This is a genomic window from Micromonospora globosa, from assembly GCF_000717585.1.
Lineage (GTDB): Bacteria > Actinomycetota > Actinomycetes > Mycobacteriales > Micromonosporaceae > Micromonospora > Micromonospora aurantiaca.
Map to the genome: position 1 here is coordinate 181,761 of NZ_JNZR01000027.1, position 23,860 is coordinate 205,620.

A 23,860-nucleotide genomic window follows, 5' to 3' on the forward strand; every position below is an offset into this window, starting at 1 on the left:
GGCGGCGCCAGCGCTCCGCCTCCCGCAGTGGCGTTTCGAGTCGACCGCCGTCCGTGACGTGTAGAACGTTACGTCCTACACTTGCCTCATGGAGCAGATCGCCGTCCGGGAGCTGAATCAGCACACCAGCCGGGTGCTGGCGCGGGTGCGCGCCGGTGAGACGGTCGAGGTGACCGATCGGGGTGAGCCGATCGCCCGCCTCGTCCCGGTGCTGGCCGGTGACGCGCTTCTCGGCCGGTTGGTGGCCGAGGGCCGGGCCACGGCCCCGACCACGACCGGCCCGGTCCCGATGCCGCCGGTGCTCGGGGATCCCACGGTGGACGCGGCGGCCGCGCTGGTCGAGGCGCGCGACGAGGAGCGCTGGTGATCTACCTCGACTCGGCGGCGGTCATCAAGATGCTGCGGCGGGAGGCGGAGACGGCGGATCTGCTCGGCTGGCTGAACGAGCGCGCCGGCACCGCCTTGGTGTCGTCGGCCCTGGTCGAGGTGGAGGTGCCACGGGCGTTGCGTCGCGCCGCTCCACAGGCGCTGGTGGGTGTGCCCTCGGTGCTGGGACGTCTCTACCGGGTCGAGATCGACGCCACGGTCCGGGCGACAGCGGGCGCGTATCCGGAGCCGATGCTGCGCAGCCTGGACGCCGTTCACCTCGCCACCGCCGAGATCCTGGCCCGGCAGGCGGCGGCCGAGTTCGTCGCGTTCGTCACGTACGACAAGCGGCTGCTGGAGGCGGCCAAGGCGATCGGGCTGCCAGTGGCCAGTCCGGGCATGCCCTGACCGGGTGGGTCTCTCGTCACCGGGTGAGGAGTGGCGTTTCCCGCCGTCGGGCCCGCGACGTACGCTCGGGGATGTGACGGCGAACCGGGAGATCGACGACATCCTGCAACGCGGCGCGGACGGCGGGCGGATCACGCCCGAGGAGGCGCTGCTGCTCTACACCGACGCGCCCTTCCACGCGCTGGGCGAGGCGGCCGACGCGGTACGGCGGCGCCGCTACCCGGACAACATCGTCACGTACCTGATCGACCGCAACATCAACTACACGAACGTCTGCGTGACGGCGTGCAAGTTCTGCGCGTTCTACCGGGCCCCCAAGCACAAGGAGGGGTGGACCCACCCGACCGAGGAGATCCTGCGCCGTTGCGGCGAGGCGGTCGAGCTGGGCGCCACCCAGGTCATGCTCCAGGGCGGGCACCACCCGGACTACGGCGTCGAGTACTACGAGGAGCTGTTCTCCTCCGTCAAGAAGGCGTACCCGCAGCTCGCCATCCACTCGATCGGCCCGAGCGAGATCCTGCACATGGCGAAGGTCTCCGGCGTGAGCCTGGACGAGGCCATCGCCCGGATCAAGACCGCCGGCCTGGACTCGATCGCCGGCGCCGGCGCCGAGATGCTGCCGGACCGGCCGCGTAAGGCGATCGCGCCGCTGAAGGAGTCCGGCGCGCGCTGGCTGGAGGTCATGGAGCTGGCGCACCGGCAGGGCCTGGAGTCGACGGCCACCATGATGATGGGCACCGGCGAGACGAACGCCGAGCGCATCGAGCACCTGCGGATGATCCGCGACGTGCAGGACCGTACCGGTGGTTTCCGGGCCTTCATCCCGTGGACGTACCAGCCGGAGAACAACCACCTGAAGGGCCGCACCCAGGCGACCACGCTGGAATATCTGCGCCTGGTCGCGGTGGCCCGCCTGTTCTTCGAGACGGTGCCGCACCTCCAGGCGTCCTGGCTGACCACCGGCAAGGACGTCGGGCAGCTCGCGTTGCACATGGGCGTGGACGACCTCGGCTCGATCATGCTGGAGGAGAACGTCATCTCCTCGGCCGGCGCCCGGCACCGGTCCAACCTGCACGAGCTGATCGGCATGATCCGGTCGGCCGACCGGATCCCGGCCCAGCGGGACACGCTCTACAACCGGCTCGCGGTGCACCACACGCCCGCCGACGACCCGAGCGACGACCGCGTCGTCTCGCACTTCTCGTCGATCGCCCTGCCCGGCGGCGGTGCCGGGAAGTCGCTGCCGCTGGTCGAGGTCAACTGACCCGGTTCCGCCGTTCCGCCGTTCGGCCGGTCGGTGTCCGTCGTGCGGCCGGAGCTCCGCCCGTTTCCGGTGAAGCTTCGGCCAGGGGTCTTCACCTGCGTGATCACCGGCGGCTAGCCTGCCCGCGCGACACCACCGATCCGGGCCGCGAGCAGGCAGGTAACAGGTCGGCGGCGACCCGGGTGAGCACGGCCCGGTGAGCCGACGACGCCATTACGCTGGCGGCGTCCGTCGGACCGTCGTCCTCCATCGGCCCATGAGGGCCGTTCACATAACGCACCGCGGCAGGGGCGGGATGGGTGACCATCCCGCCCCTGCTGTCTGCCGGGATCGATGGGAATTCCCGCCGCCGCGCGGTGGCGTGACGAGGCGTCGCTCCGGTACCGTCCGTTCGTTCGGTACGTGATCACGTGTCCCTACCCCCGGGGGAACAATGACCTTCCGCTACCGGTCCACGCTGGCCCGCGCCGGCGTCGTGGCCCTGCTCTCCACCGCCGGTCTCGGCGCCGCCGCCGGCCCGGCACAGGCCGCCGACAAGGCCGACCTCCAGCTCATCCCGCTCAGCTACCAGCTCGCCAAGGGCGTCAGCGAGGCGAAGGCCAAGCCGTTCAAGTTCCAGGTGAACAACACCCTGGGGACCGTCGACGCGAAGGACGTCCGGGTCACCGTCGAGACGAAGGGCCTCAAGACCGCCAAGGTCGGCGTGCTGGTCCCGGCCGGCTGCGACATCCGTGGCACCACCTTCTCCTGCCTGCTCGGTGACCTGCCCGCCGGCACCACTGAGGACTTCGGTCTCCCGCTGTTCTCCACCGGCGGCAAGGGCGCGGCCGGCACGCTCACGGTCTCGATCAGCGCGGCGAACGGCGCCGGAGTGCTGGACACCATCGACCACGACATCACCGTCACCGAGCCGGGCTACGACCTCACGACCTGGGTCCAGGACGTGTACGCCGACGTGCGCGTGGACGGCGACGACGCCGACGAGTCCGGCCTGCGCCCGGTCCGGCCGGGCGGGACCGCGCCGCTGGACTGGGCCGTGTTCAACGACGGCAGCAAGCGCGCCACCGGCATCAAGTACGGGATCGCGCTGCCGGCCGGTGTCACTTTCGCGAAGCTGCCCGACGGCTGCGTCGAGCAGAACCTGGGTGGTTTCCTCAACGCGTACTGCGAGGATCTGGGCGCGGTGCTCAAGCCCGGCCAGTACTACACCGCCGACGTCCGGGTGACTGTCGGCGCGGACGTGACCGAGAAGCTGCTCCGGCCCGGCATCCTCTGGGCCGAGGGCCTGGACGCCGCCTCGGGTGCGCCCGAGGAGGAGCCGCGGGTCGCCAGCTCGGCGCAGCGGCGCGCGTTCGCCGAGACCGACGACGGTGACAACAGCGCGGTGTTCGACGTCTTCGTCGACCAGAGCCCGTCGACCCCGAGCCCGACGCCGACCACCCAGCCGACCTCGACGCCGACCGCCCAGCCGACGCCGACCGGCGACGCGACGGCGGTGCCGACCCCGACCGCCGGTGGTGGCGCGGGTGGCGGTAGCGGCGACGGTGGCCTGCCGGTGACCGGTATGCAGGTCGGCCTGATCGGCGGCGTCGGCGCGGCCGTGCTCGCGGCCGGCGCGGCGCTGATGATGCTGTCCCGCCGCCGCAAGGTGGTCCTTGTCGCTCCGGGCGAGGAGCGCACCGGCGACTGACCGGGGAACCGATACGCGACCAGGGCGGGGTGGGTGACCACCCCGCCCTGTCGCGTACCCGGAGGGAGGCGGGGGCGACGCGGCTGGCAGAGTGGAGGGGTGAGCCGTACCCCGCAGGGCCAGCGCGCCAGCCTGGACAAGCAGCCGCACGAGGTCGCCGCGATGTTCGACGGTGTCGCGGCCCGCTACGACCTGACGAACACCGTCCTGTCGTTCGGCCAGGACCGGTCGTGGCGGCGGGCCACCCGGGCGGCGCTCGGGCTGCGGCCGGGCGAGCGGGTGCTGGACGTGGGTGCCGGCACCGGTGTGTCGACCGAGGAACTGGCCCACTCCGGGGCGTACGCGGTGGGTGCGGACCTGTCGCTGGGCATGCTGCACGCCGGCAAGCGCACCCGTCCGTCGGTGCCGCTGCTGGCCGGGGATGCGCTTCGGCTGCCGTTCGCCGACGCCAGCTTCGACGCGGTGACCATCTCCTTCGCGCTGCGCAACGTCAACGACACCGACGCGGCGCTGGCCGAGCTGGCCCGGGTGACCCGGCCGGGCGGGCGGCTCGTGGTCTGCGAGTTCAGCACTCCGGTGAACCCGGCGTTCCGCACCGTCTACCTGTCGTACCTGATGCGTTCGTTGCCGGCGGTGGCCCGCGCGGTGTCGAGCAACCCGGACGCCTACGTCTACCTGGCGGAGTCGATCCGGGCCTGGCCGGACCAGGCGGCGCTGGCCGCGCGGATCGGCGCGGCCGGCTGGGGCCGGGTGGCGTGGCGCAACCTGACCGGCGGCGTCGTGGCGCTGCACCGGGCAGTCCGAAACTGACCGCCCGGCCAGCGAACGCTGGTCATTTCGTGAATATCCGATTTTGGTCTACTTTGTCCCGTAGGCTCGCCCCCATGACGGGACCAGACCAGGCCGCCACCGACGACGACGCCGCCGAGCTGATCGCGCAGCTCCGCGAGCTGGCCGGCGCGGATCCCGCCGATGTCCGGCAGGTCGTCGCCGAGGTGCTGGCCGCGCTGGACCGGGCCGCCGGTGGCGCGTTGCGCGACCACCTGCCCGAGGCCATCCGCCTCGACGCCGGGCTCGGACCGGCCGCGCAGGCGCGCCCCTGACCGGTCTCGACGCTCTTACCGGCGCGTTTCCGCGAAGTTAGGCCCCCCTCAGCGCGTACTGGTGTAACGCCGGTCATAGACTCCAACCGGATCGGCTTGTGAAGCATTTCACGAGCATGCGGGAGGAGGCGCGGATGACCGCGGTGGAGAACGACGCCGACGTCATCGTCGTGGGCGCCGGTCCCGGAGGATCGGCCACGGCGTACCACCTGGCGCGGCACGGCGTACGCGTGCTGCTGCTGGAGAAGACGGAGTTTCCCCGGGAGAAGGTCTGCGGTGACGGGCTCACGCCCCGCGCCGTACGGCAGCTGATCCGGATGGGCGTTGACACCTCGCCCGAGGCGGGCTGGCTGCACAACAAGGGCCTGCGGGTGATCGGCGGCGGCATACGCCTGGAACTGGACTGGCCCGACCTGGCCAGCTTCCCCAACTACGGCCTGGTGCGCACCCGGCTCGACTTCGACGACCTGCTCGCCCAGCGTGCGGTCGCCGCCGGGGCGAAGCTCCAGACCAGCGTCAACGTCCTCGGGCCGGTGCTCGGCGCCGACGACCGGGTGATCGGCGTGCAGGCCGAGGTCGGCCCGGACAAGGAACCCGCCACGTTCCACGCGCCGCTCGTGGTCGCCGCCGACGGCGTCTCCGGCCGCTTCCCGCTCGCCCTCGGGCTCGCCAAGCGGGAGGACCGCCCGATCGGCGTGGCCGTCCGCCGCTACTACCGCTCGCCCGCCAAGCACGACGACGACTACCTGGAGTCCTGGCTGGAGCTGCGGGCCAAGGGCAGCGACGCGCTGCTGCCCGGCTACGGCTGGATCTTCGGCCTCGGCGACGGCCGGGTGAACGTCGGCCTGGGCGTGCTGAACTCCTCCTCGGCGTTCGGCAAGACGAACTACCGCAAGCTGCTCACCGACTGGCTCGCGAACACCCCCGAGGACTGGGGGATGACCGACGAGTCCAACGCGGAGGGTCCGATCCTCGGCGCCGCGCTGCCGATGGGCTTCAACCGCGTGCCGCACTACACCCGCGGCGTGCTGCTCGTCGGTGACTCCGGCGGCATGGTCAACCCGTTCAACGGCGAGGGCATCGCGTACGCGATGGAGTCGGGCGAGATGGCCGCGGAGGTCGTGGTGCAGGCGCTCGCCCGCCCGGCCGGCGCGGAACGGGAGCGGGCGCTGATGGCGTACCCGCAGGAGCTGAAGGCCCGCTTCGGCGGCTACTACCGGCTCGGCGGCGTCTTCGTGAAGCTCATCGGCCGCCCCGAGATCATGCGGATGGCGACCAAGCACGGCATGCCGCACCCGATGCTCATGCGCTTCGTGCTCAAGCTGCTGGCCAACCTGACCGACCCGCGCGGCGGGGACGCGATGGACCGGGTCATCAACGCGATGACGAAGGTGGCTCCGGCCGTGTAGAAGACGACCGGCCCGAGGCGGAACGTCCACGGGCCGGACAGAGATCGACCCCCGCCGACCGAGGTCGTGAGGGACGTGAATAGTGTGATTTTGGCCAACCACCGAGGTCAGGGAAGGACGAGCAGGGGACAACGATGACGCTCTCTCCTTACGCACCCATCATCGGGCTGTTCGCCCTCGCTGCGGCGTTCGCGCTGTTCTCCGTGGCCGCTGCCCGACTCGCCGGCCCGCGGCGTCTGAACAAGGCCAAGCTCGAGGCGTACGAGTGTGGCATCGAGCCGAGCCCGCAGCCGGTCGGCGGCGGCCGGTTCCCGATCAAGTTCTACCTGACGGCGATGCTCTTCATCGTCTTCGACATCGAGATCATCTTCCTCTACCCCTGGGCGGTCTCCTTCGACGCCCTGCCGATCTTCGGCTTCGTGGAGATGGTCCTGTTCATCGTCGCGGTCTTCGTCGCGTACGCCTATGTCTGGCGTCGCGGCGGCCTGGACTGGGACTGAGGAGGTAGCAGATGGGCATCGAGGAGAAGCTCCCCTCCGGCGTCCTGCTCACCAGCGTCGAGAAGCTGGTCAACTGGACGCGGAAGACCTCGGTCTGGGGCGCCACGTTCGGTCTGGCCTGCTGCGCCATCGAGATGATGGCGGCAGGCGGTCCGCACTACGACATGGGCCGCTGGGGCATGGAGGTCTTCCGCGCCTCGCCCCGCCAGGCGGACCTGATGATCGTGGCCGGCCGGGTGAGCCAGAAGATGGCCCCGGTCCTGCGCCAGATCTACGACCAGATGGCCGAGCCCCGCTGGGTCATCTCGATGGGTGTCTGCGCCAGCAGCGGCGGCATGTTCAACAACTACGCCATCGTGCAGGGCGTCGACCACGTCGTACCGGTCGACATGTACCTCCCCGGCTGCCCGCCCCGGCCGGAGATGCTCATCGACGCGGTGCTCAAGCTGCGCGAGAAGATCATGCACGAGCCGCTGGGCCCGAACGGCCGCAAGATGCTGGAGGCCCGCCAGGCGCGCGGCGACGTGCCGGTGGTGCCGTACGGCTCGATGCCCTCGTCGTACCGCAGCGACAAGGCCCGGCGTGCCGAGTGGACGAAGGCGGTCCGCGAGGGGCGTGAGGAGCAGCTGCGGATCGAGAACTGGATGAAGGCGCAGAACCACCTTCAGGCGTCGCATAGGGGCCCGAAATGAGCAACGACAAGAACAACGACGGCGGGGTGCCGGTACCCACCACCCCGGTCGGTGCCAGCTCCACCGCCCCGGCGGAGTACCCGCCGGCCAGCCCGGCCGGCCGGGGCATGTTCGGCAACCAGGGCACCGGCGACGTCTCCGGCTACGGCGGCCTGGTCCGCCCGCGCAAGCCCATCGAGGAGGCGGCCCGGCCGTACGGGAGCTACTTCGACGAGGTGCGGGACGCGCTGGAGGAGGCGTACCCGGACTTCGGCGACGCGATCGAGAAGGTCGTGGTCGACCGGGGCGAGCTGACCCTGCACGTCCGCCCGGAGCGGATCGCCGAGGTCTGCCAGGTGATGCGCGACGACCTTGCGCTGCGCTTCGAGCTGCTCTCGTCGGTGTCCGGTGTGGACTACCTGGGCGCGCAGGAGCGCCGTCTGCACGTGGTCTACCACCTGACCTCGATGACCTACCGCCGCAGCGTCCGGCTGGAGGTGGCGGTCTCCGTCGAGGAGCCGCACGTCCCGAGCGTCACGGCCATCTACCCGACCGCCGACTGGCAGGAACGGGAGACGTACGACATGTTCGGTGTCGTCTTCGACGGCCACCCCGCCCTGACCCGGATCCTCATGCCGGACGACTGGGAGGGGCACCCGCAGCGCAAGGACTACCCGCTGGGCGGCGTCCCCGTCGAGTACAAGGGTGCGGAGATCCCCCCGCCGGACCGTAGGAGGTCGTACCAATGACCACGTCGAACTACGCGACCGAGCGCGAGACGACCGAGGGCAAGGTCTTCACCGTCACCGGCGGGGACTGGGACGAGGTCGTCTCCGGCACGGACCCGATCAACGACGAGCGGATCGTCGTCAACATGGGTCCGCAGCACCCGTCCACCCACGGCGTGCTCCGGCTGGTCCTGGAGCTGGAGGGCGAGACGGTCCGCGAGGCCCGCTCGGTCATCGGCTACCTGCACACCGGCATCGAGAAGAACCTGGAGTACCGCAACTGGGTCCAGGGTTCGACGTTCGTGACCCGGATGGACTACCTCTCGCCGCTGTTCAACGAGACGGCGTACGCGCTCGCGGTGGAGAAGCTGCTCGGCGTCACCGACGACATCACCGAGCGGGCCACCACCATCCGAGTGCTGATGATGGAGCTCAACCGCGTCTCGTCGCACCTGGTCTGGCTGGCGACCACCGCCATGGAGCTGGGCGCGATCAACATGATGCTGTACGGCTTCCGCGAGCGGGAGTACGTCCTCGACATCTTCGAGACCATCACCGGCCTGCGGATGAACCACGCGTACGTGCGGCCGGGCGGTGTGGCGCAGGACGTGCCGGACGACGCGATCCGCAAGATCCGCGACTTCCTCCAGCTGATGCCGAAGCGGCTCAAGGAGTACGAGAACCTGCTGTCCGGCCAGCCGATCTGGCTGGAGCGTACGCAGCACGTCGCGGTGCTCGACGTGACCGCCTGCATGGCGCTCGGCGTCACCGGCCCGGTGTTGCGGTCCGCGGGCCTCGCCTGGGACCTGCGCAAGACCATGCCGTACTGCGGTTACGAGACGTACGAGTTCGACGTGCCGACCCACACCGACGGTGACGTGTGGGGCCGCTACCTGGTCCGGGTGGCGGAGATCCGCGAGTCGCTGAAGCTGATCGAGCAGGCGCTGGACCGTCTGAAGCCCGGCCCGGTGATGGTGTCCGACAAGAAGATCGCCTGGCCGGCGCAGCTCGCCATCGGCGTGGACGGCATGGGCAACTCGCTGGAGCACGTCGCCAAGATCATGGGTCAGTCGATGGAGTCGCTGATCCACCACTTCAAGCTCGTCACCGAGGGCTTCCGGGTTCCGCCGGGCCAGGTGTACGTCGGCATCGAGTCGCCCCGCGGCGAGCTGGGCGTGCACGCGGTGTCCGACGGCGGCACCCGGCCCTACCGGGTGCACTACCGGGAGCCGAGCTTCGTCAACCTCCAGGCCCTCCCGGCGATGGCCGAGGGTGGCCTGATCGCCGACGTGATCGCCGGCGGCGCCTCGCTGGACCCCGTGATGGGTGGTTGTGACCGATGAGCTTTTCCGAAACGACTCGCACCCGGGCGCGGGAGATCATCGCCCGGTACCCGGCGGACCGGTCCCGCTCGGCGCTGCTGCCGCTGCTGCACCTGGTCCAGTCCGAGGAGGGCTACGTCTCCCCGGCCGGTGTCGAGTTCTGCGCCGAGGTGCTCGGGCTCAACAAGGCCCAGGTCGGCGCCGTCGCCACCTTCTACACCATGTACAAGCGCAAGCCCACCGGTGACTACCTGGTGAGCGTCTGCACCAACACCATGTGCGACGTGCTCGGCGGGCAGAAGGTCTACGACACCCTGGCCGAGCACCTCGGCGTCGGGCACGAGGAGACCACCGCCGACGGGAAGATCACCCTGGAGCACGCCGAGTGTCTGGCGGCGTGCGACTACGGCCCGGTGATGACAGTCAACTACGACTTCTTCGACAACGTGGAGCCGCAGGCCGCGCTCGACGTGGTCGAGGAGCTGCGCGCCGGCGGCCGGCCGATGCCGACCCGTGGGGCGCGGCTCTGCACGCTCAAGGAGATGGCGGTCCAGCTCGCCGGTTTCGCCGACGAGCGCGACGGCGCGGTGGCCGACGGCGGGCCGGGCGAGCCGAGCCTGCGCGGCCTGCGCCTGGCCGAGCAGCACGGCGTCTCGGTACCGGGCTTCGACCCGAAGACCCCGATCCGCAGCAAGGCCGAGGCCGACCGGGCCGCCGCCGAGGCGAAGGCGAAGGCCGAGGCCGCCAAGCCGGCCCCCGCGCCCGAGCCGGCCGAGCCGGAGGCGGCCACCGGCAGCACCGCGCCGGACGTGAAGGCGCCGGACGACAAGTCGCCGCAGGTGCGTACCGCCGAGACCCGGCAGCCGGACGCGAGCACCCCGGTGCCGGACGCGCCCGGCACCAAGGTCCCGGTGGACGGCCCGGCCCCGGCACCGCGCGACGCGCGGGCGGCGGAGGCGGCCGGCGTGGCGGCGAACCCGCCGGCCGGCGACGGCAAGCCCGCCGGCGACGCGGCCGGCGCGCAGGAGCGCAACCTCAAGGAAGCGGAGTCCGGTACGGGCGCGGACGGCGCCGACCCGGCGGACGCGAGCGGAACGGGGGTCCGGAAGTGACCACTCCTCGGCCGGAGACGCTGGCCAAGCTCACGCCGGTGCTCACCAAGCGCTGGCTCTCGCCGGACGCCTGGCGGCTCGGCACCTACGAGAAGCTGGACGGCTACGCCGCCCTGCGCAAGGCGCTCAAGGCGCACCCGGACGACCTGATCCAGCTGATCAAGGACTCCGGACTGCGCGGGCGAGGCGGCGCGGGCTTCCCGACCGGTCTCAAGTGGGGCTTCATCCCGCAGGGCGACGGCAAGCCGCACTACCTGGTGGTGAACGCCGACGAGGGCGAGCCGGGCACCTGCAAGGACCTGCCGCTGATGACCCACGACCCGCACTCGCTCGTCGAGGGCGTCATCATCGCCTCGTACGCGATCCGGGCCAACCGGGCGTACATCTACATCCGCGGTGAGGCGGTGCACGCCGCCCGGCGGCTGCGCAGCGCCGTCGACGAGGCGTACGCCAAGGGTTATCTCGGCCGGAACGTCCTCGGTTCGGGCTTCGACCTGGACCTGGTGGTGCACTCCGGCGCCGGGGCGTACATCTGCGGTGAGGAGACCGCGCTGCTGGACTCGCTGGAGGGCTTCCGCGGCCAGCCCCGGCTGCGCCCGCCGTTCCCGGCGACCCACGGCCTGTACGCCAGCCCGACCGTGGTCAACAACGTCGGCACCATCGCCAGCGTGCCGTACATCGTGCTCGGTGGCGCGGACTGGTGGAAGACGATGGGCACGGAGAAGTCGTCCGGCCCGATGATCTACTCGCTGTCCGGCCGGATCGCCAACCCCGGCCAGTACGAGTGCTCGATGGGCATCACGCTGCGCGAGCTGATCGAGCTGGCCGGCGGCATGAAGCCCGGGCACAACCTGAAGTTCTGGACCCCGGGTGGCTCGTCGACGCCGCTGCTGACCGCCGAGCACCTGGACGTGCCGCTGGACTTCGAGGGGGTGGCGGCGGCCGGCTCGATCCTGGGCACCACTGCTACGCAGATCTTCTCCGACCAGGACTGCCCGGTGTACGCGACCTACCGGTGGCTGGAGTTCTACCACCACGAGTCGTGCGGCAAGTGCACCCCGTGCCGGGAGGGCAACTACTGGATGGTCCGGGTCTACCGGCGCATCCTGGCCGGCCAGGGCACCCACGAGGACCTGGACACCCTGCTCGACACCTGCGACAACATCCTCGGCCGCTCGTTCTGCGGTCTCGGTGACGGCGCGACCAGCTCGGTGACCTCGTCGCTGAAGTACTTCAAGCAGGACTACCTCGACTACATCGAGGGACGTACCGCTCCGAAGCTCTCCGACAAGTCTCTGGTTGGAGCTCACTGATGACCGACGTAGCCAAGCAGACCGAGACCGTCACGCTGACCATCGACGGCGTCGAGGTCACCGCGCCCAAGGGCGCGCTGCTGATCCGCGTCGCCGAGCAGCTCGGCACCGAGATCCCGCGCTTCTGCGACCACCCGCTGCTGGCCCCGGCCGGCGCCTGCCGGCAGTGCCTGGTGGAGGTGGAGGGCCAGCGCAAGCCGGTCGCCTCCTGCACCCAGACCGTCGCCGACGGCATGGTGGTGCGGACGCAGCTCACCTCCCCGGTCGCCAAGAAGGCCCAGGAGGGTGTGATGGAGCTGCTGCTCCTCAACCACCCGCTGGACTGCCCGATGTGCGACAAGGGCGGCGAGTGCCCGCTGCAGAACCAGGCGATGTCCACCGGCCGGACGGACTCGCGGTTCCACGAGCACAAGCGGGAGTACCCGAAGCCGCTGCCGATCAGCACCCAGGTGCTGCTCGACCGCGAGCGCTGCGTGCTCTGCCAGCGGTGCACCCGGTTCTCCGAGGAGATCGCCGGCGACAAGTTCATCGACCTGATGGGACGCTCCTCGCACGAGGAGATCAACATCTACCGGGACGACGCGTACGGCGAGGAGGGCGACGAGGGGGACGTCCCGTTCAACTCGTACTTCTCCGGCAACACCGTGCAGATCTGCCCGGTGGGCGCGCTGACCGGCACCCAGTACCGGTTCCGGGCCCGCCCGTTCGACCTGGTCTCCACGCCCAGCGTCTGCGAGCACTGCTCGGCCGGCTGCGCGCAGCGCACCGACTGGCGGCGCGGCAAGGTGCTGCGCCGGCTGGCCGGCGACGACCCGGCGGTGAACGAGGAGTGGAACTGCGACAAGGGCCGCTGGGGCTTCCAGTACACCCGCGCGTTCGACCGGATCAGCACGCCGATGGTGCGCGACGAGAAGACCGGTGAGCTGCGCGAGGCGTCCTGGAGCGAGGCGCTGACCCGGGCCGCCGAGGGGCTGCGCGCGGCCCGCGACGGCGCGACCGGCACGGCGGTGCTGACCGGCGGCCGGCTGACAGTCGAGGACGCCTACGCGTACGCGAAGTTCGCCCGCATCGCGCTGCACACCAACGACATCGACTTCCGGGCCCGCCCGGTCTCCCGCGAGGAGGCCGACTTCCTGGCCAGCAGCGTCGCCGGGGTCACCGACGTGACCTACACGGACGTGGAGAACGCGCCCGCTGTGGTGCTCGTCGGCCTGGAGCCGGAGGAGGAGTGCCCGATCCTCTTCCTGCGGCTGCGCAAGGCGTACCTGAAGAAGAAGCTCACCGTGTACGCGCTCGCGCCGTTCGCCACGCGCGGCCTGGAGAAGCTCGGGGCCAAGCTGGCCCGGGTGGTGCCCGGCGAGGAGGCCGGCGTGCTGGCCGAGCACGCCACGGTGGCCGAGGCGCTGGGTCAGCCCGGCGCGATCCTCATCGTCGGCGAGCGCCTGGCCGAGGTGCCGGGCGGGCTGTCGGCGGCGGCGGACGTCGCCCGGCGTACCGGTGCCCGGCTGGTCTGGGTGCCGCGGCGCGCGGGTGACCGCGGTGCTGTCGACGCGGGCTGCCTGCCCAACCTGCTCCCCGGCGGCCGGGTCGTCACCGAGCCGGCCGCGCGCGCGGAGCTGGGCGAGGCGTGGGACATCCCGGCCGGGGTGATCCCCAGCCAGGCCGGCCGCGACACCGACGGCATCCTCACCGCCGCCGCGAACGGACAGATCGGCGCCCTGGTGGTGGCCGGCGTCGACCCGGCCGACCTGGCCGACCCGCGCCTGGCCGAGTCCGCACTGGACGCGGTGCCGTTCCTGGTCAGCCTGGAACTGCGGATGAGCGCGGTGTCCCGCCGCGCCGACGTGGTCCTGCCGGTCGCGCCGGTGGTCGAGAAGGCCGGCAGCTTCCTGGACTGGGAGGGCCGGCTGCGCACGTTCGAGAAGGTGCTGGACACCGGCGCGATGACCGACGCCCGCATCCTCGACGCGCTCGCCGCGCAGCTCGACGTGCGGCTCGGCACCGGCGACGTGCCGAGCATCCGGCGCGAGCTGGGCGCGCTGCCGCGCACCCGGGTCGAGCGGCCGTCGGCGCCCTCGGTCGAGCCGGCCGCGGTGCGGCAGCCCGGACCGGGCGAGGCGGTCCTCGCCACCTGGCACCAGCTGATCGACCTGGGCAGCCTCACCGACGGCGACGAGCACCTCGCCGGCACCGCCCGCCCGCCGGTGGTCCGGCTCGGCAAGGGCACCGCCGAGGCGCTGGGTGTGGCCGACGGCGACCCGGTCACGGTGGGCACCGACCGCGGCGCGATCACGCTGCCGGCGGCGATCACCGAGATGCCCGACGGCGTCGTCTGGCTGCCGACCAACTCACCCGGCTCCACCGTGCGGCGCGGCCTCGGCGCGACGTCCGGCGACGTGGTGAGCGTCTCCGCAGTCGGGAACGAAAGGTGGGTGCAGTGAACCCCGTCATCCTCGCGGCGCAGGACCCGACGCTTGCCGACTTCGGCAAGGACCCGTGGTGGCTGGTCCTCGGCAAGATCCTGTTCGCGTTCGTCGTCGCCGTGGCGGCCACGCTGCTCGGCGTCTGGTTCGAGCGCCGGGTCGTCGGCCGCATGGCGGTGCGGCCCGGCCCCAACCAGGCCGGTCCGTTCGGTCTGCTCCAGACGCTCGCCGACGGCGTGAAGCTGGCCTTCAAGGAGGACATCCTCCCGCGCAAGGCCGACAAGGTCGTCTACTTCTTCGCCCCGGTGATCTCGGTGGTCTGCGCGGTCACCGCGCTGTCGGTGATCCCGTTCGGGCCGATGGTGAGCATCTTCGGGCACCGGACGCCGCTGCAGGTCACCGACGTGTCGGTGGCGGTGCTGGTGGTGCTGGCCTTCTCCTCGCTCGCCGTGTACGGCATCGTGCTCGGCGGCTGGGCCAGCGGCTCCACCTACCCGCTGCTCGGCGGTCTGCGCTCGGCGGCCCAGCTGGTCTCGTACGAGGTCACCATGGGCCTGAGCGTGGTCGCGGTGTTCATGACCGCGGGCACCATGTCGACGAGCGGGATCGTCGCCGCGCAGGGTGACGGCACCCGGCTGAGCATCGGCGGCTTCGACCTCGCCGCGCCCGGCTGGTACGCGATCCTGCTGCTGCCCAGCTTCATCATGTTCTTCATCGCCATCGTCGGTGAGACGAACCGGGCGCCGTTCGACCTGCCCGAGGCGGAGTCGGAGCTGGTGGCCGGTTTCCAGACCGAGTACAGCTCGCTGAAGTTCGCGCTGTTCATGCTCAGCGAGTACGTCGCGATGGTGACCATGTCGGCGTTCACCGTGACGCTGTTCCTCGGCGGCTGGCACGCGCCGTGGCCGATCACGATCTGGTCGGGCGCCAACGAGGGCTGGTGGCCGATGCTGTGGTTCTTCGGCAAGGTCATCATGCTGGTGTTCGTCTTCGTCTGGCTGCGCGGAACGCTGCCCCGGCTCCGGTACGACCAGTTCATGCGGTTCGGCTGGAAGGTGCTGCTGCCGCTGAACCTGGTCTGGATCATGGTGCTCGCCGGGCTGCGCTCGATCGAGGACTGGCAGACCCGGGACCGGCTGCTCGTCACCGCCGTCGGCGCGGGCGTGCTGCTGCTGGCCACGCTCTTCTGGCCGTCGCGGAAGAAGGAGCCGAAGCCGTCGCTCCAGGAGCAGGCGGACACCCGGCCGTACGGCAGCTTCCCGCTGCCGCCGATGGATCTTCAGGTTCCGCCGAGCCCGCGTACGAAGCGCGTGCTCGCCGAGCGGGAGCCGGCCAACGTGGTCGCCGGCCCGGACTCCAGGGAGGTGTGACGTGGGCGCGATCACCGGAACGTTCAAGGGCTTCGGTGTCACCTTCTCGCACATGTTCAAGAAGGTCGTCACCACCGACTACCCGTTCAAGCCGCCGGTCTCGGCGCCGCGCTACCACGGGCGGCACATCCTCAACCGGCACCCGGACGGGCTGGAGAAGTGCATCGGCTGCGAGCTGTGCGCCTGGGCCTGCCCGGCCGACGCGATCTACGTGGAGGGTGGCGACAACACCGAGGAGCAGCGCTTCTCTCCTGGTGAGCGGTACGCCAGCACCTACCAGATCAACTACGCCCGGTGCATCTTCTGCGGGCTCTGCATCGAGGCCTGCCCGACCCGTTCGCTCACCATGAGCAACGAGTACGAGCTGGCCCGGGACAACCGGCAGGACCTGATCTTCACCAAGGAGCAGCTGCTCGCGCCGTTGCTCGAAGGCATGGAGCAGCCGCCGCACCCGATGCGGCTGGGCGACAGCGAGAAGGACTACTACGTCGGCGCGCTCACCAACCCGGGCACCTCGGCCGGCGCCGAGCGCTCGCCGATGGGCCCCGGCCGGTACCAGGTGGAGGAGCACCCCGGCGTGACCTTCCCCGGCGCCGAGCAGGCCGAGCAGCGGTCCGCCGCCGCGGCGGGCAAGGGAGGCAAGGCATGACCTCGGCTACGGTGCTCGCCGCCGCCGGCCAGGTGTCCGGGGGTGAGGAGGTCACCTTCTGGATCCTCGCGCCGCTGGCCCTGCTCGGGGCGATCGGCATGGTGTGGGCCCGCAACGCGGTCCACTCCGCGCTCTGGCTGGTGCTGACCATGCTCTGCCTGGGCGTGTTCTACGTGCTCCAGGCCGGGCCGTTCATCGGCATGGTGCAGATCATCGTCTACACCGGCGCGATCATGATGCTGTTCCTGTTCGTGCTGATGCTCGTCGGCCGGGACGCGTCCGACTCGCTCATCGAGACGCTGCGCGGCCAGCGGGTCGCCGCAGTGGTCCTCGGGCTCGGCTTCGCCGGCCTGGTGGGCACCGGCCTCTACCGCGCGCTCGACGGCGTCCAGCCGGTCGGGCTCGACGAGGCGAACGGCGAGGGCAACGTCCAGGGCATCGCCCGGCTGCTGTTCACCAAGTACGTCTTCGCCTTCGAGCTGACCTCGGCGCTGCTGATCACCGCCGCCGTCGGCGCGATGGTGCTGGCGCACGTGGAGCGGCGCAAGGCGGACCGGATGGACCAGATCGCCACCATGAAGGCGCGGTTCCGCCCCGGCAACTACCCCGGACCGAAGCCCGGCCCGGGCGTCTACGCCACGTCCTCCTCGGTGGCCACCCCGGCCCGTCTGCCCGACGGCCGGCTGACCGACCGCAGCATCCCGGAGATCATGCCGGTGCGCGAGTTGACGGCCGAGGAGACCGCACCGAAGGGGACTGATCGGTGAGCGCGAGGAGTGCAGCGAAGCGGAGCCCCGCAGTCGCGAACGAAAGGCTGGCACGGTGACCCCGGACTACTACCTCATCCTCGCGGCGGTGCTGTTCACCATCGGCGCCGTGGGCGTGCTGGTCCGGCGCAACGCGATCGTGCTGTTCATGTGCATCGAGCTGATGCTCAACGCGGCCAACCTGACCCTGGTCACGTTCAGCCGGATCAACGGCGACCTGAACGGCCAGATCATGGCGTTCTTCGTGATGGTGGTGGCGGCGGCCGAGGTCGTGGTCGGGCTCGCGATCATCATGGCGATCTTCCGGACCCGGCGCTCGGCCAGCGTCGACGACGCCAACCTGCTGAAGTACTGAGGGGCTCGTGGTGGAACAGATTCTGACGATCGCCCAGTCTGAGCCAGCCGAAGCCGTCACCTTCGCCACGGCGGACGGGATGCTGGGCAGTGTCTGGCTGCTGGTGGCGATCCCGCTGGTCAGCGCGGCGATCCTGCTGCTGCTCGGCAAGCGGGCCGACCGCTGGGGCCACTGGCTGGGCGTGGGCGCCATCGGCGCCGCCTTCGTGCTCGGGCTCACCTACTTCTTCCAGTTGCGCGGGCTGGAGAACAAGCAGGTCGAGCTGAGCCTCTGGGACTTCATGGCGGTCGGCAACCTGAAGGTGGACTTCGGTCTGCTCTTCGACCCGCTGGCCGCGGTCTTCGTCCTGCTGATCACCGGGGTGGGCTTCCTGATCCACCTCTACGCCGTGGAGTACATGGCGCACGACGCAGGCCGGCGGCTGTTCTTCGCGTACTTCAACCTGTTCGTCGCCGCCATGCTCCTGCTGGTGCTCGGCAACAACTACGTGATGCTCTACTTCGGCTGGGAGGGCGTCGGCCTGGCGTCGTACCTGCTGATCTCCTTCTGGTACGGCCGGCCCAGCGCGGCCACCGCCGGCAAGAAGGCGTTCCTGATGAACCGGGTCGGCGACGCCGGCCTGGCCATCGGCATCTTCATCATGTTCGCCGTGCTCGGCACCACCCAGTACGACGAGGTGTTCAACGGGGTCGGCTCGATGACCTCGACCACCGTGCTGGTGCTCGGCCTGCTGCTGCTGCTCGGCGCGGCCGGCAAGTCCGGTCAGTTCCCGCTCCAGGCGTGGTTGCCGGACGCGATGGAGGGCCCGACCCCGGTGTCCGCGCTCATCCACGCGGCCACCATGGTCACCGCGGGCGTCTACCTGATCGCCCGCTCCAACGCGATCTTCTCGGCCAACGAGACGCTCCAGCTCGTGGTGGTCAGCGTCGGCGCGCTCACGCTGCTGATGGGCTGCATCATCGGCGCGGCCAAGGACGACATCAAGCGTGTGCTGGCCTGGTCGACCGTGAGCCAGATCGGCTACATGTTCCTCGGCGTCGGTCTCGGCGGCGGCGCGTACGCGCTCGCCATCGTGCACCTGCTGGCGCACGGCTTCTTCAAGGCCAACATGTTCCTCGGCGCCGGCTCGGTCATGCACGGCATGAACGACCAGGTGGACATCCGCCGCTTCGGCGGGCTGTCCAAGTACATGAAGGTCACCTGGCTGACGTTCATGATGGGCTGGCTCGCCATCATCGGCATGTTCCCGTTCTCCGGCTACTTCTCCAAGGAGCCGATCATCGTGGCCGCGTTCGAGCGGGAGGGCTGGACGGCCTGGCTGTTCGGCATGGCCGCGCTGCTCGGCGCCGGGCTCACCGCGTTCTACATGACGCGGCTGTTCGTGCTCACGTTCCACGGCCCGAAGCGCTGGACCGAGGACATCGAGCACCCGCACGAGTCGCCGAAGCTGATGACCGTCCCGCTGATCCTGCTTGCGGTCGGCTCGGTCGGCGCGGGCTTCCTGCTCGCCACCTCCGTGCCGGACTGGCTCACCGCCACCAACGGGCTCGCCGCCGAGAGCGGGGAGCACGCGCCGGTGCTGGCGCACTGGCTGCTCACCGCGCTGTCGCTGCTGCTCACCGTGCTGGGCGCCGGGCTGGCCTGGTTCCTGTTCCGCTCCGGCACGGCCACCGAGCCGCAGCCGGCCGGCGTGGTGGTCACCGCCGCCCGCCGGAACCTCTACACGGACGCCTTCAACGAGGCGGTCTTCGAGAAGCCGGGCATCTTCCTCACCCGGGCGCTGGTGTTCCTCGACAACCGGGGCGTCGACGGGCTGGTCAACGGCCTGGCCGCCGCCGTGGGCGGGGGCTCGGGCCGGCTCCGGCGGCTCCAGACCGGCTTCGTGCGGTCGTACGCGACCTCGATCCTGACCGGCGCGCTGCTCGTGGTGGCGGCGTTCCTGGCGGTGCAGGCGGGGTGGCTGGCGTGATCGACCTCAACGCGGCCGCCCCCGCCGGCGGGCCACGCAGTCACGACGGAGGTAAGGCCGAATAATGTCCAACTTCCCGTTCCTCTCGGTGCTGACCGTGGCGCCGCTGGTCGGCGCCCTGGTGGTGGCACTGCTGCCCCGCAGCCGTCCGGACCTGGCCAAGCTGGTGGCGTTCGGCTGGTCGCTGCTGGTGCTGGTGCTCTCGGTGGTGATGTGGTTCGCCTTCTCCGCCGGTGGTGACCGGTTCCAGTTCCGCGAGTCGTACCCGTGGATCCCGAACTGGGGCGTGAACTTCACCTTCGAGGTGGACGGCATCGCGCTGGTCATGCTGATGCTGATCGCGATCCTGGTGCCGCTGGTGATCCTGGCGTCCTGGCACGACGCCGAGGCGTCGAAGCGTTCGGTGCCCGCGTACTTCGCGCTGCTGCTCGTCCTCGAATGCACGATGATCGGCGTCTTCGCCGCCGCCGACGTCTTCCTGTTCTACGTGTTCTTCGAGGTCATGCTGGTGCCGATGTACTTCCTGATCGGCAGCTACGGCGGCCACCAGCGGCAGTACGCGGCGGTGAAGTTCTTCCTCTACTCGCTGGTCGGCGGTCTGTTCATGCTGGCCGCGGTGATCGGCCTCTGGGTGGTCGGCGGGAAGACCTTCGACTGGCAGGCGCTGAGCCAGGCGGAGTTCGCCACCGACACGGCCCGCTGGCTGTTCCTGGGCTTCTTCGTCGCCTTCGCGATCAAGGCGCCGTTCTTCCCGTTCCACACCTGGCTGCCGGACGCCGGTGGCGCGGCACCGGCCGGCGCCGCCGCGCTGCTTGTCGGCGTGCTGGACAAGGTCGGGACGTTCGGCATCCTGCGCTACTGCCTCCCGCTGTTCCCGGAGGCGTCGCGCTGGTTCGCACCGTGGGCGCTGGCGCTCGGCGTCATCGGCATCATCTACGCCGCGCTGCTGGCGGTCGGTCAGAACGACCTGAAGCGCCTGGTGTCGTACACCTCGATCGCGCACTTCGGGTTCATCGGCGTCGGCATCTTCGCGTTCACCACCCAGGCCGGCACCGGCGCGGTGCTCTACATGCTCAACCACGGCCTGGCCACCGGCCTGCTGTTCCTCGTGGTCGGCATGCTGATCGCCCGGCGCGGCTCGGCGCTGATCAGCGACTTCGGCGGCGCGGGCAAGCTGGTGCCGGTGCTGGCCGGTGTGCTCTTCTTCGCCGGTCTCGCCTCACTGGCGCTGCCGGGTACCGCGCCGTTCGTCTCCGAGTTCCTGGTGCTGATCGGCACGTTCACCGTCAACAAGCCGGTCGCCGTGATCGCCACGCTCGGCATCATCCTGGCGGCGGCGTACGTGCTGTGGATGGTGCAGCGCACCACGCAGGGCACGCTGAACCCGGCGCTGACCGAGGTCGAGGGCATGCGCCGTGACCTCACCCTGCGCGAGAAGGTGGTCGTCGCGCCGCTGATCGCGCTGATCGTGCTGCTCGGCTTCTATCCGAAGCCGGTCACCGACGTCATCAACCCCGCCGTCCAGGCGACCATGCAGGACGTCGGCAAGTCCGACCCCGCCCCTGAGGTCGGCAGCGTCCAGGAGGCCGCGAAGTGAGTGAACTGAGGCTGCCGTCGATCGACTACGCGGCGCTCGCTCCCATCCTGATCATGCTGGGTGCGGCGCTGCTCGGGGTCCTGGTCGAGGCGTTCGTGCCGCGTCGTCTGCGCAACGCGGTGCAACTCGGGCTCGCCCTGGTGGCGATGCTCGCCGCGATCGTCATGGTGATCCTGAACGCCGACGACCGGCTGATCACCATCGGCGGCGCCATCGCGATCGACGGCCCGACGCTGTTCCTCCAGGGCGCGATCCTGGTGCTCGCGGTGATGGCGCTGCTGCTCGTCGGTGAGCGCACCGTGGAGCGGGGCGGCGCCTTCGTGGCGCACGCCGCTGTCACCGCCGAGTCGGCGGAGGACCGGCGGCAGGCCGAGGGCGTCGGTGGCGCCACCGAGGTCTACCCGCTGATGTCGTTCGCGATCGGCGGCATGCTGATCTTCGTGGCGGCGAACGACCTGCTGACCATGTTCGTCGCGCTGGAGGTCTTCTCGCTCCCGCTCTACCTGCTCTGCGCGCTGGCCCGCCGTCGGCGTCTGCTGAGCCAGGAGGCGGCGCTGAAGTACTTCATGCTCGGCGCGTACGCCTCGGCGTTCTTCCTGTTCGGTGTGGCCCTCATCTACGGCTTCACCTCCGGCATCCCGGGCCGTACGGCGGGCGTCGACTTCGCCACCGTGCACGCCGCGGTCACCGACTCCCCGTCCAGCCCGGTGCTGCTGTTCGCTGGCATGGCGCTGCTCGCCATCGGCCTGCTGTTCAAGGCCGCCGCTGCGCCGTTCCACGTCTGGACGCCGGACGTCTATCAGGGCGCGCCGACCCCGGTCACCGGCTTCATGGCGGCCTGCACCAAGGTCGCCGCGTTCGGGGCGCTGCTGCGCGTCTTCCACGTCGCGTTCGCCGGGGCCTCCTGGGACTTCACCCCGGTGCTCGGCGCGATCGCGGTGCTGACCATGCTGGTCGGCGCGGTGCTGGCGGTCACCCAGACCGACATCAAGCGCCTGCTGGCGTACTCGTCGATCGCGAACGCCGGTTACCTGCTCGTCGGTGTGCTGGCACCGAGCCGTGAAGGGCTCTCCGGCACCATGTTCTACCTGGCCGCGTACGGCTTCTCGGTGCTCGCCGCGTTCGCCGTGGTGACGCTGGTGCGCGACGCCGACGGGGAGGCCACCCACCTGTCTCGCTGGGCCGGGCTGGGCCGCCGCTCGCCGTTCTTCGCGGCGATCTTCACGTTCATCCTGCTGGCCTTCGCCGGTATCCCGCTGACCAGCGGCTTCACCAGCAAGTTCGCGGTCTTCGGCCCGGCCCTGGAGGCGAACCAGGCGTGGCTGGTGATCGCCGGCGTGCTGACCAGCATGGTGCTGGCGTTCCCGTACCTGCGGGTCGTCGTCATGATGTGGCTGTCCGAGCCGGGCGAGTCCACCCCGACGGTGACCGTGCCCGGTGCGCTCACCTCGGCCGCCCTGGTCATCGGCGTGCTCGCCACGCTGGTCCTCGGCGTGGTGCCCGGCCCGCTGCTCGACCTGACGACCGGTGCCGCCGAATTCGTCAGATGACAGAGGTGATCCCACCGGGGGCCGGTACGCCGTGGCGTACCGGCCCCCGGCCCGTATCCCCGTCGACGAGCAGGTCGAACGGGTGTGGCATGGTTGAGGACGTGGCGAACCCGGCTGGCGAGCGTTCAGGTCAGTTCGGCGCGCTCGGCCTGCATCTCGCCGACCCGCGCGTCGAAGCCTCCGTGCTGGGCGTGCTCGACCGGGTCGAGACGAACCTGCGGGCGAGCGTGGCGAGCGCCGATCCGCTGGTGACCGAGGCGTCCCGGCACCTGGTCGAGGCCGGCGGCAAGCGGTTCCGTCCGCTGCTGGTGGCGCTGGGCGCCCAGTTCGGCGACCCGGATACCGACCAGGTCGTCCCCGCTGCCGTGGTGATGGAACTCACCCACCTGGCGACGCTGTACCACGACGACGTGATGGACGAGGCCGCCGTGCGTCGCGGCGCCCCGAGCGCCAACTCCCGCTGGACCAACTCGGTGGCCATCCTGGTCGGCGACTACCTCTTCGCCCGGGCCGCGGACATCGCCGCCGACCTCGGCCCCGAGGCGGTACGCCTCCAGGCGCGCACGTTCGCCCGGCTGGTGCACGGCCAGATCGCCGAGACGGTCGGCCCGCGCGACACCGACCCGGTCGCGCACTACCTGCACGTGATCGCCGAGAAGACCGGTTCACTCATCGCCACCTCGGCCCGCTTCGGCGGCATGTTCGGCGGCGCGGCTCCCGAGCACGTCGAGGCCCTGGCCGAGTACGGCGAGATCATCGGCGTCGCGTTCCAGCTCTCCGACGACCTGCTGGACATCGCCAGCGAGTCGGTCCAGTCCGGCAAGACGCCCGGCACCGACCTGCGCGAGGGCGTACCCACCCTGCCGGTGCTCTACGCGATGGCCTCCGACGACGCGGACGCGGCGAGCGTACGGCTGCGCGAGATCCTGGCCACCGGCCCGCTCGTGGACGACGCGCTGCACGCCGAGGCGCTGAGCCTGCTGCGGGAGTCGCCGGCGCTCAAGCGCGCCCGGGAGACGGTGCGCAGCTACGCCGAGGACGCACGCGCCCGGCTGGCTCCGCTGCCCGAGGGTCCGGCGCGTCGCGCGCTGGAGTCCCTCTGCGACTACATCGCCGACCGCACCAGCTGACCCCCCGGCCGCCCTCACCCCCTCGGCCTGTCGCCGCCCGTCCGGGCTCTCGTCGATCATGAAGTTGACGGCCGCCCATACGGCGTGTCGCGCCGCTAACTTCATGATCGACGCGACGGGGCTCGGGGCCGACGCGGACGGTCAGGGGAGGGCGGGGGTGGGGG

Annotated in this window: 22 protein-coding genes; all 22 read left to right on the plus strand. The window is 70.8% G+C overall.

Translation table 11 applies throughout. The features are described from left to right. The first annotated feature begins 88 nt into the window (after positions 1-88). Positions 89-367 (plus strand): type II toxin-antitoxin system Phd/YefM family antitoxin, encoded by a 279-nt coding sequence (locus IF06_RS0123455; protein ID WP_013283593.1) that lies wholly within the window; start codon positions 89-91, stop codon positions 365-367. Beyond that, on the plus strand, positions 364-774 hold the full coding sequence (locus tag IF06_RS0123460) for a type II toxin-antitoxin system VapC family toxin (protein WP_030273584.1): 411 nt from the start codon (positions 364-366) through the stop codon (positions 772-774). Before IF06_RS0123455 ends, IF06_RS0123460 begins: the two co-directional genes overlap by 4 nt. A gap of 73 nt (positions 775-847) precedes the next feature. Then, positions 848-2,038, plus strand: coding sequence for a cyclic dehypoxanthinyl futalosine synthase (mqnC, locus tag IF06_RS0123465; RefSeq protein WP_013283595.1), 1,191 nt, complete (start codon positions 848-850; stop codon positions 2,036-2,038). 433 nt (positions 2,039-2,471) lie between these two features. Beyond that, positions 2,472-3,728: a hypothetical protein gene (locus tag IF06_RS0123470; RefSeq protein ID WP_013473552.1), complete on the plus strand. Its 1,257-nt coding sequence runs from the start codon at positions 2,472-2,474 to the stop codon at positions 3,726-3,728. 99 nt (positions 3,729-3,827) lie between these two features. After that, positions 3,828-4,538, plus strand: coding sequence for a demethylmenaquinone methyltransferase (locus tag IF06_RS0123475; protein WP_013283598.1), 711 nt, complete (start codon positions 3,828-3,830; stop codon positions 4,536-4,538). Between the two features lie 74 nt (positions 4,539-4,612). Continuing rightward, positions 4,613-4,831, plus strand: a complete 219-nt coding sequence (locus IF06_RS0123480; protein ID WP_030273586.1) for a hypothetical protein — start codon at positions 4,613-4,615, stop codon at positions 4,829-4,831. Positions 4,832-4,965: 134 nt separating this feature from the next. Further along, positions 4,966-6,240 (plus strand): geranylgeranyl reductase family protein, encoded by a 1,275-nt coding sequence (locus tag IF06_RS0123485; RefSeq protein WP_030273587.1) that lies wholly within the window; start codon positions 4,966-4,968, stop codon positions 6,238-6,240. 134 nt (positions 6,241-6,374) lie between these two features. Continuing rightward, positions 6,375-6,740 (plus strand): NADH-quinone oxidoreductase subunit A, encoded by a 366-nt coding sequence (locus IF06_RS0123490; RefSeq protein ID WP_013283601.1) that lies wholly within the window; start codon positions 6,375-6,377, stop codon positions 6,738-6,740. Positions 6,741-6,751: 11 nt separating this feature from the next. After that, entirely contained in the window at positions 6,752-7,432 is a 681-nt protein-coding gene (locus tag IF06_RS0123495) for a NuoB/complex I 20 kDa subunit family protein (protein ID WP_013283602.1), read from the plus strand. Then, positions 7,429-8,160, plus strand: a complete 732-nt coding sequence (locus tag IF06_RS0123500; protein WP_030273589.1) for an NADH-quinone oxidoreductase subunit C — start codon at positions 7,429-7,431, stop codon at positions 8,158-8,160. The genes IF06_RS0123495 and IF06_RS0123500 overlap by 4 nt, the downstream gene beginning before the upstream one ends. Then, positions 8,157-9,482, plus strand: coding sequence for an NADH-quinone oxidoreductase subunit D (locus IF06_RS0123505; protein WP_030273591.1), 1,326 nt, complete (start codon positions 8,157-8,159; stop codon positions 9,480-9,482). Before IF06_RS0123500 ends, IF06_RS0123505 begins: the two co-directional genes overlap by 4 nt. Then, positions 9,479-10,573 (plus strand): NADH-quinone oxidoreductase subunit NuoE, encoded by a 1,095-nt coding sequence (gene nuoE, locus IF06_RS0123510; protein WP_013283605.1) that lies wholly within the window; start codon positions 9,479-9,481, stop codon positions 10,571-10,573. The genes IF06_RS0123505 and nuoE overlap by 4 nt, the downstream gene beginning before the upstream one ends. Beyond that, the gene (gene nuoF, locus IF06_RS0123515; protein ID WP_030273593.1) at positions 10,570-11,886 is read left to right on the plus strand and encodes an NADH-quinone oxidoreductase subunit NuoF; all 1,317 of its coding nucleotides are present in this window, start codon (positions 10,570-10,572) and stop codon (positions 11,884-11,886) included. Before nuoE ends, nuoF begins: the two co-directional genes overlap by 4 nt. Continuing rightward, positions 11,886-14,327, plus strand: coding sequence for an NADH-quinone oxidoreductase subunit G (locus IF06_RS0123520; protein ID WP_013283607.1), 2,442 nt, complete (start codon positions 11,886-11,888; stop codon positions 14,325-14,327). The genes nuoF and IF06_RS0123520 overlap by 1 nt, the downstream gene beginning before the upstream one ends. Beyond that, a complete protein-coding gene (gene nuoH / locus IF06_RS0123525; RefSeq protein ID WP_013283608.1) occupies positions 14,324-15,679 on the plus strand; it encodes an NADH-quinone oxidoreductase subunit NuoH in 1,356 nt (451 codons plus the stop codon). Before IF06_RS0123520 ends, nuoH begins: the two co-directional genes overlap by 4 nt. 1 nt (position 15,680) lies before the next feature. Further along, positions 15,681-16,328, plus strand: coding sequence for an NADH-quinone oxidoreductase subunit NuoI (nuoI, locus tag IF06_RS0123530; RefSeq protein WP_013283609.1), 648 nt, complete (start codon positions 15,681-15,683; stop codon positions 16,326-16,328). Beyond that, entirely contained in the window at positions 16,325-17,095 is a 771-nt protein-coding gene (locus IF06_RS0123535) for an NADH-quinone oxidoreductase subunit J (RefSeq protein WP_013283610.1), read from the plus strand. Before nuoI ends, IF06_RS0123535 begins: the two co-directional genes overlap by 4 nt. 55 nt (positions 17,096-17,150) lie before the next feature. Further along, positions 17,151-17,450 carry an NADH-quinone oxidoreductase subunit NuoK gene (gene nuoK / locus IF06_RS0123540; protein WP_013283611.1) on the plus strand — a complete coding sequence of 100 codons (300 nt, stop codon included), beginning with the start codon at positions 17,151-17,153 and terminating at the stop codon, positions 17,448-17,450. Positions 17,451-17,457: 7 nt separating this feature from the next. After that, positions 17,458-19,419, plus strand: coding sequence for an NADH-quinone oxidoreductase subunit L (gene nuoL, locus IF06_RS0123545; RefSeq protein WP_013283612.1), 1,962 nt, complete (start codon positions 17,458-17,460; stop codon positions 19,417-19,419). A gap of 64 nt (positions 19,420-19,483) precedes the next feature. Then, positions 19,484-21,016 (plus strand): NADH-quinone oxidoreductase subunit M, encoded by a 1,533-nt coding sequence (locus IF06_RS0123550; RefSeq protein WP_013473559.1) that lies wholly within the window; start codon positions 19,484-19,486, stop codon positions 21,014-21,016. After that, entirely contained in the window at positions 21,013-22,566 is a 1,554-nt protein-coding gene (gene nuoN / locus IF06_RS0123555) for an NADH-quinone oxidoreductase subunit NuoN (RefSeq protein ID WP_013283614.1), read from the plus strand. Before IF06_RS0123550 ends, nuoN begins: the two co-directional genes overlap by 4 nt. A gap of 89 nt (positions 22,567-22,655) precedes the next feature. After that, entirely contained in the window at positions 22,656-23,696 is a 1,041-nt protein-coding gene (locus IF06_RS0123560) for a polyprenyl synthetase family protein (RefSeq protein WP_030273598.1), read from the plus strand. Positions 23,697-23,860: the final 164 nt, after the last annotated feature.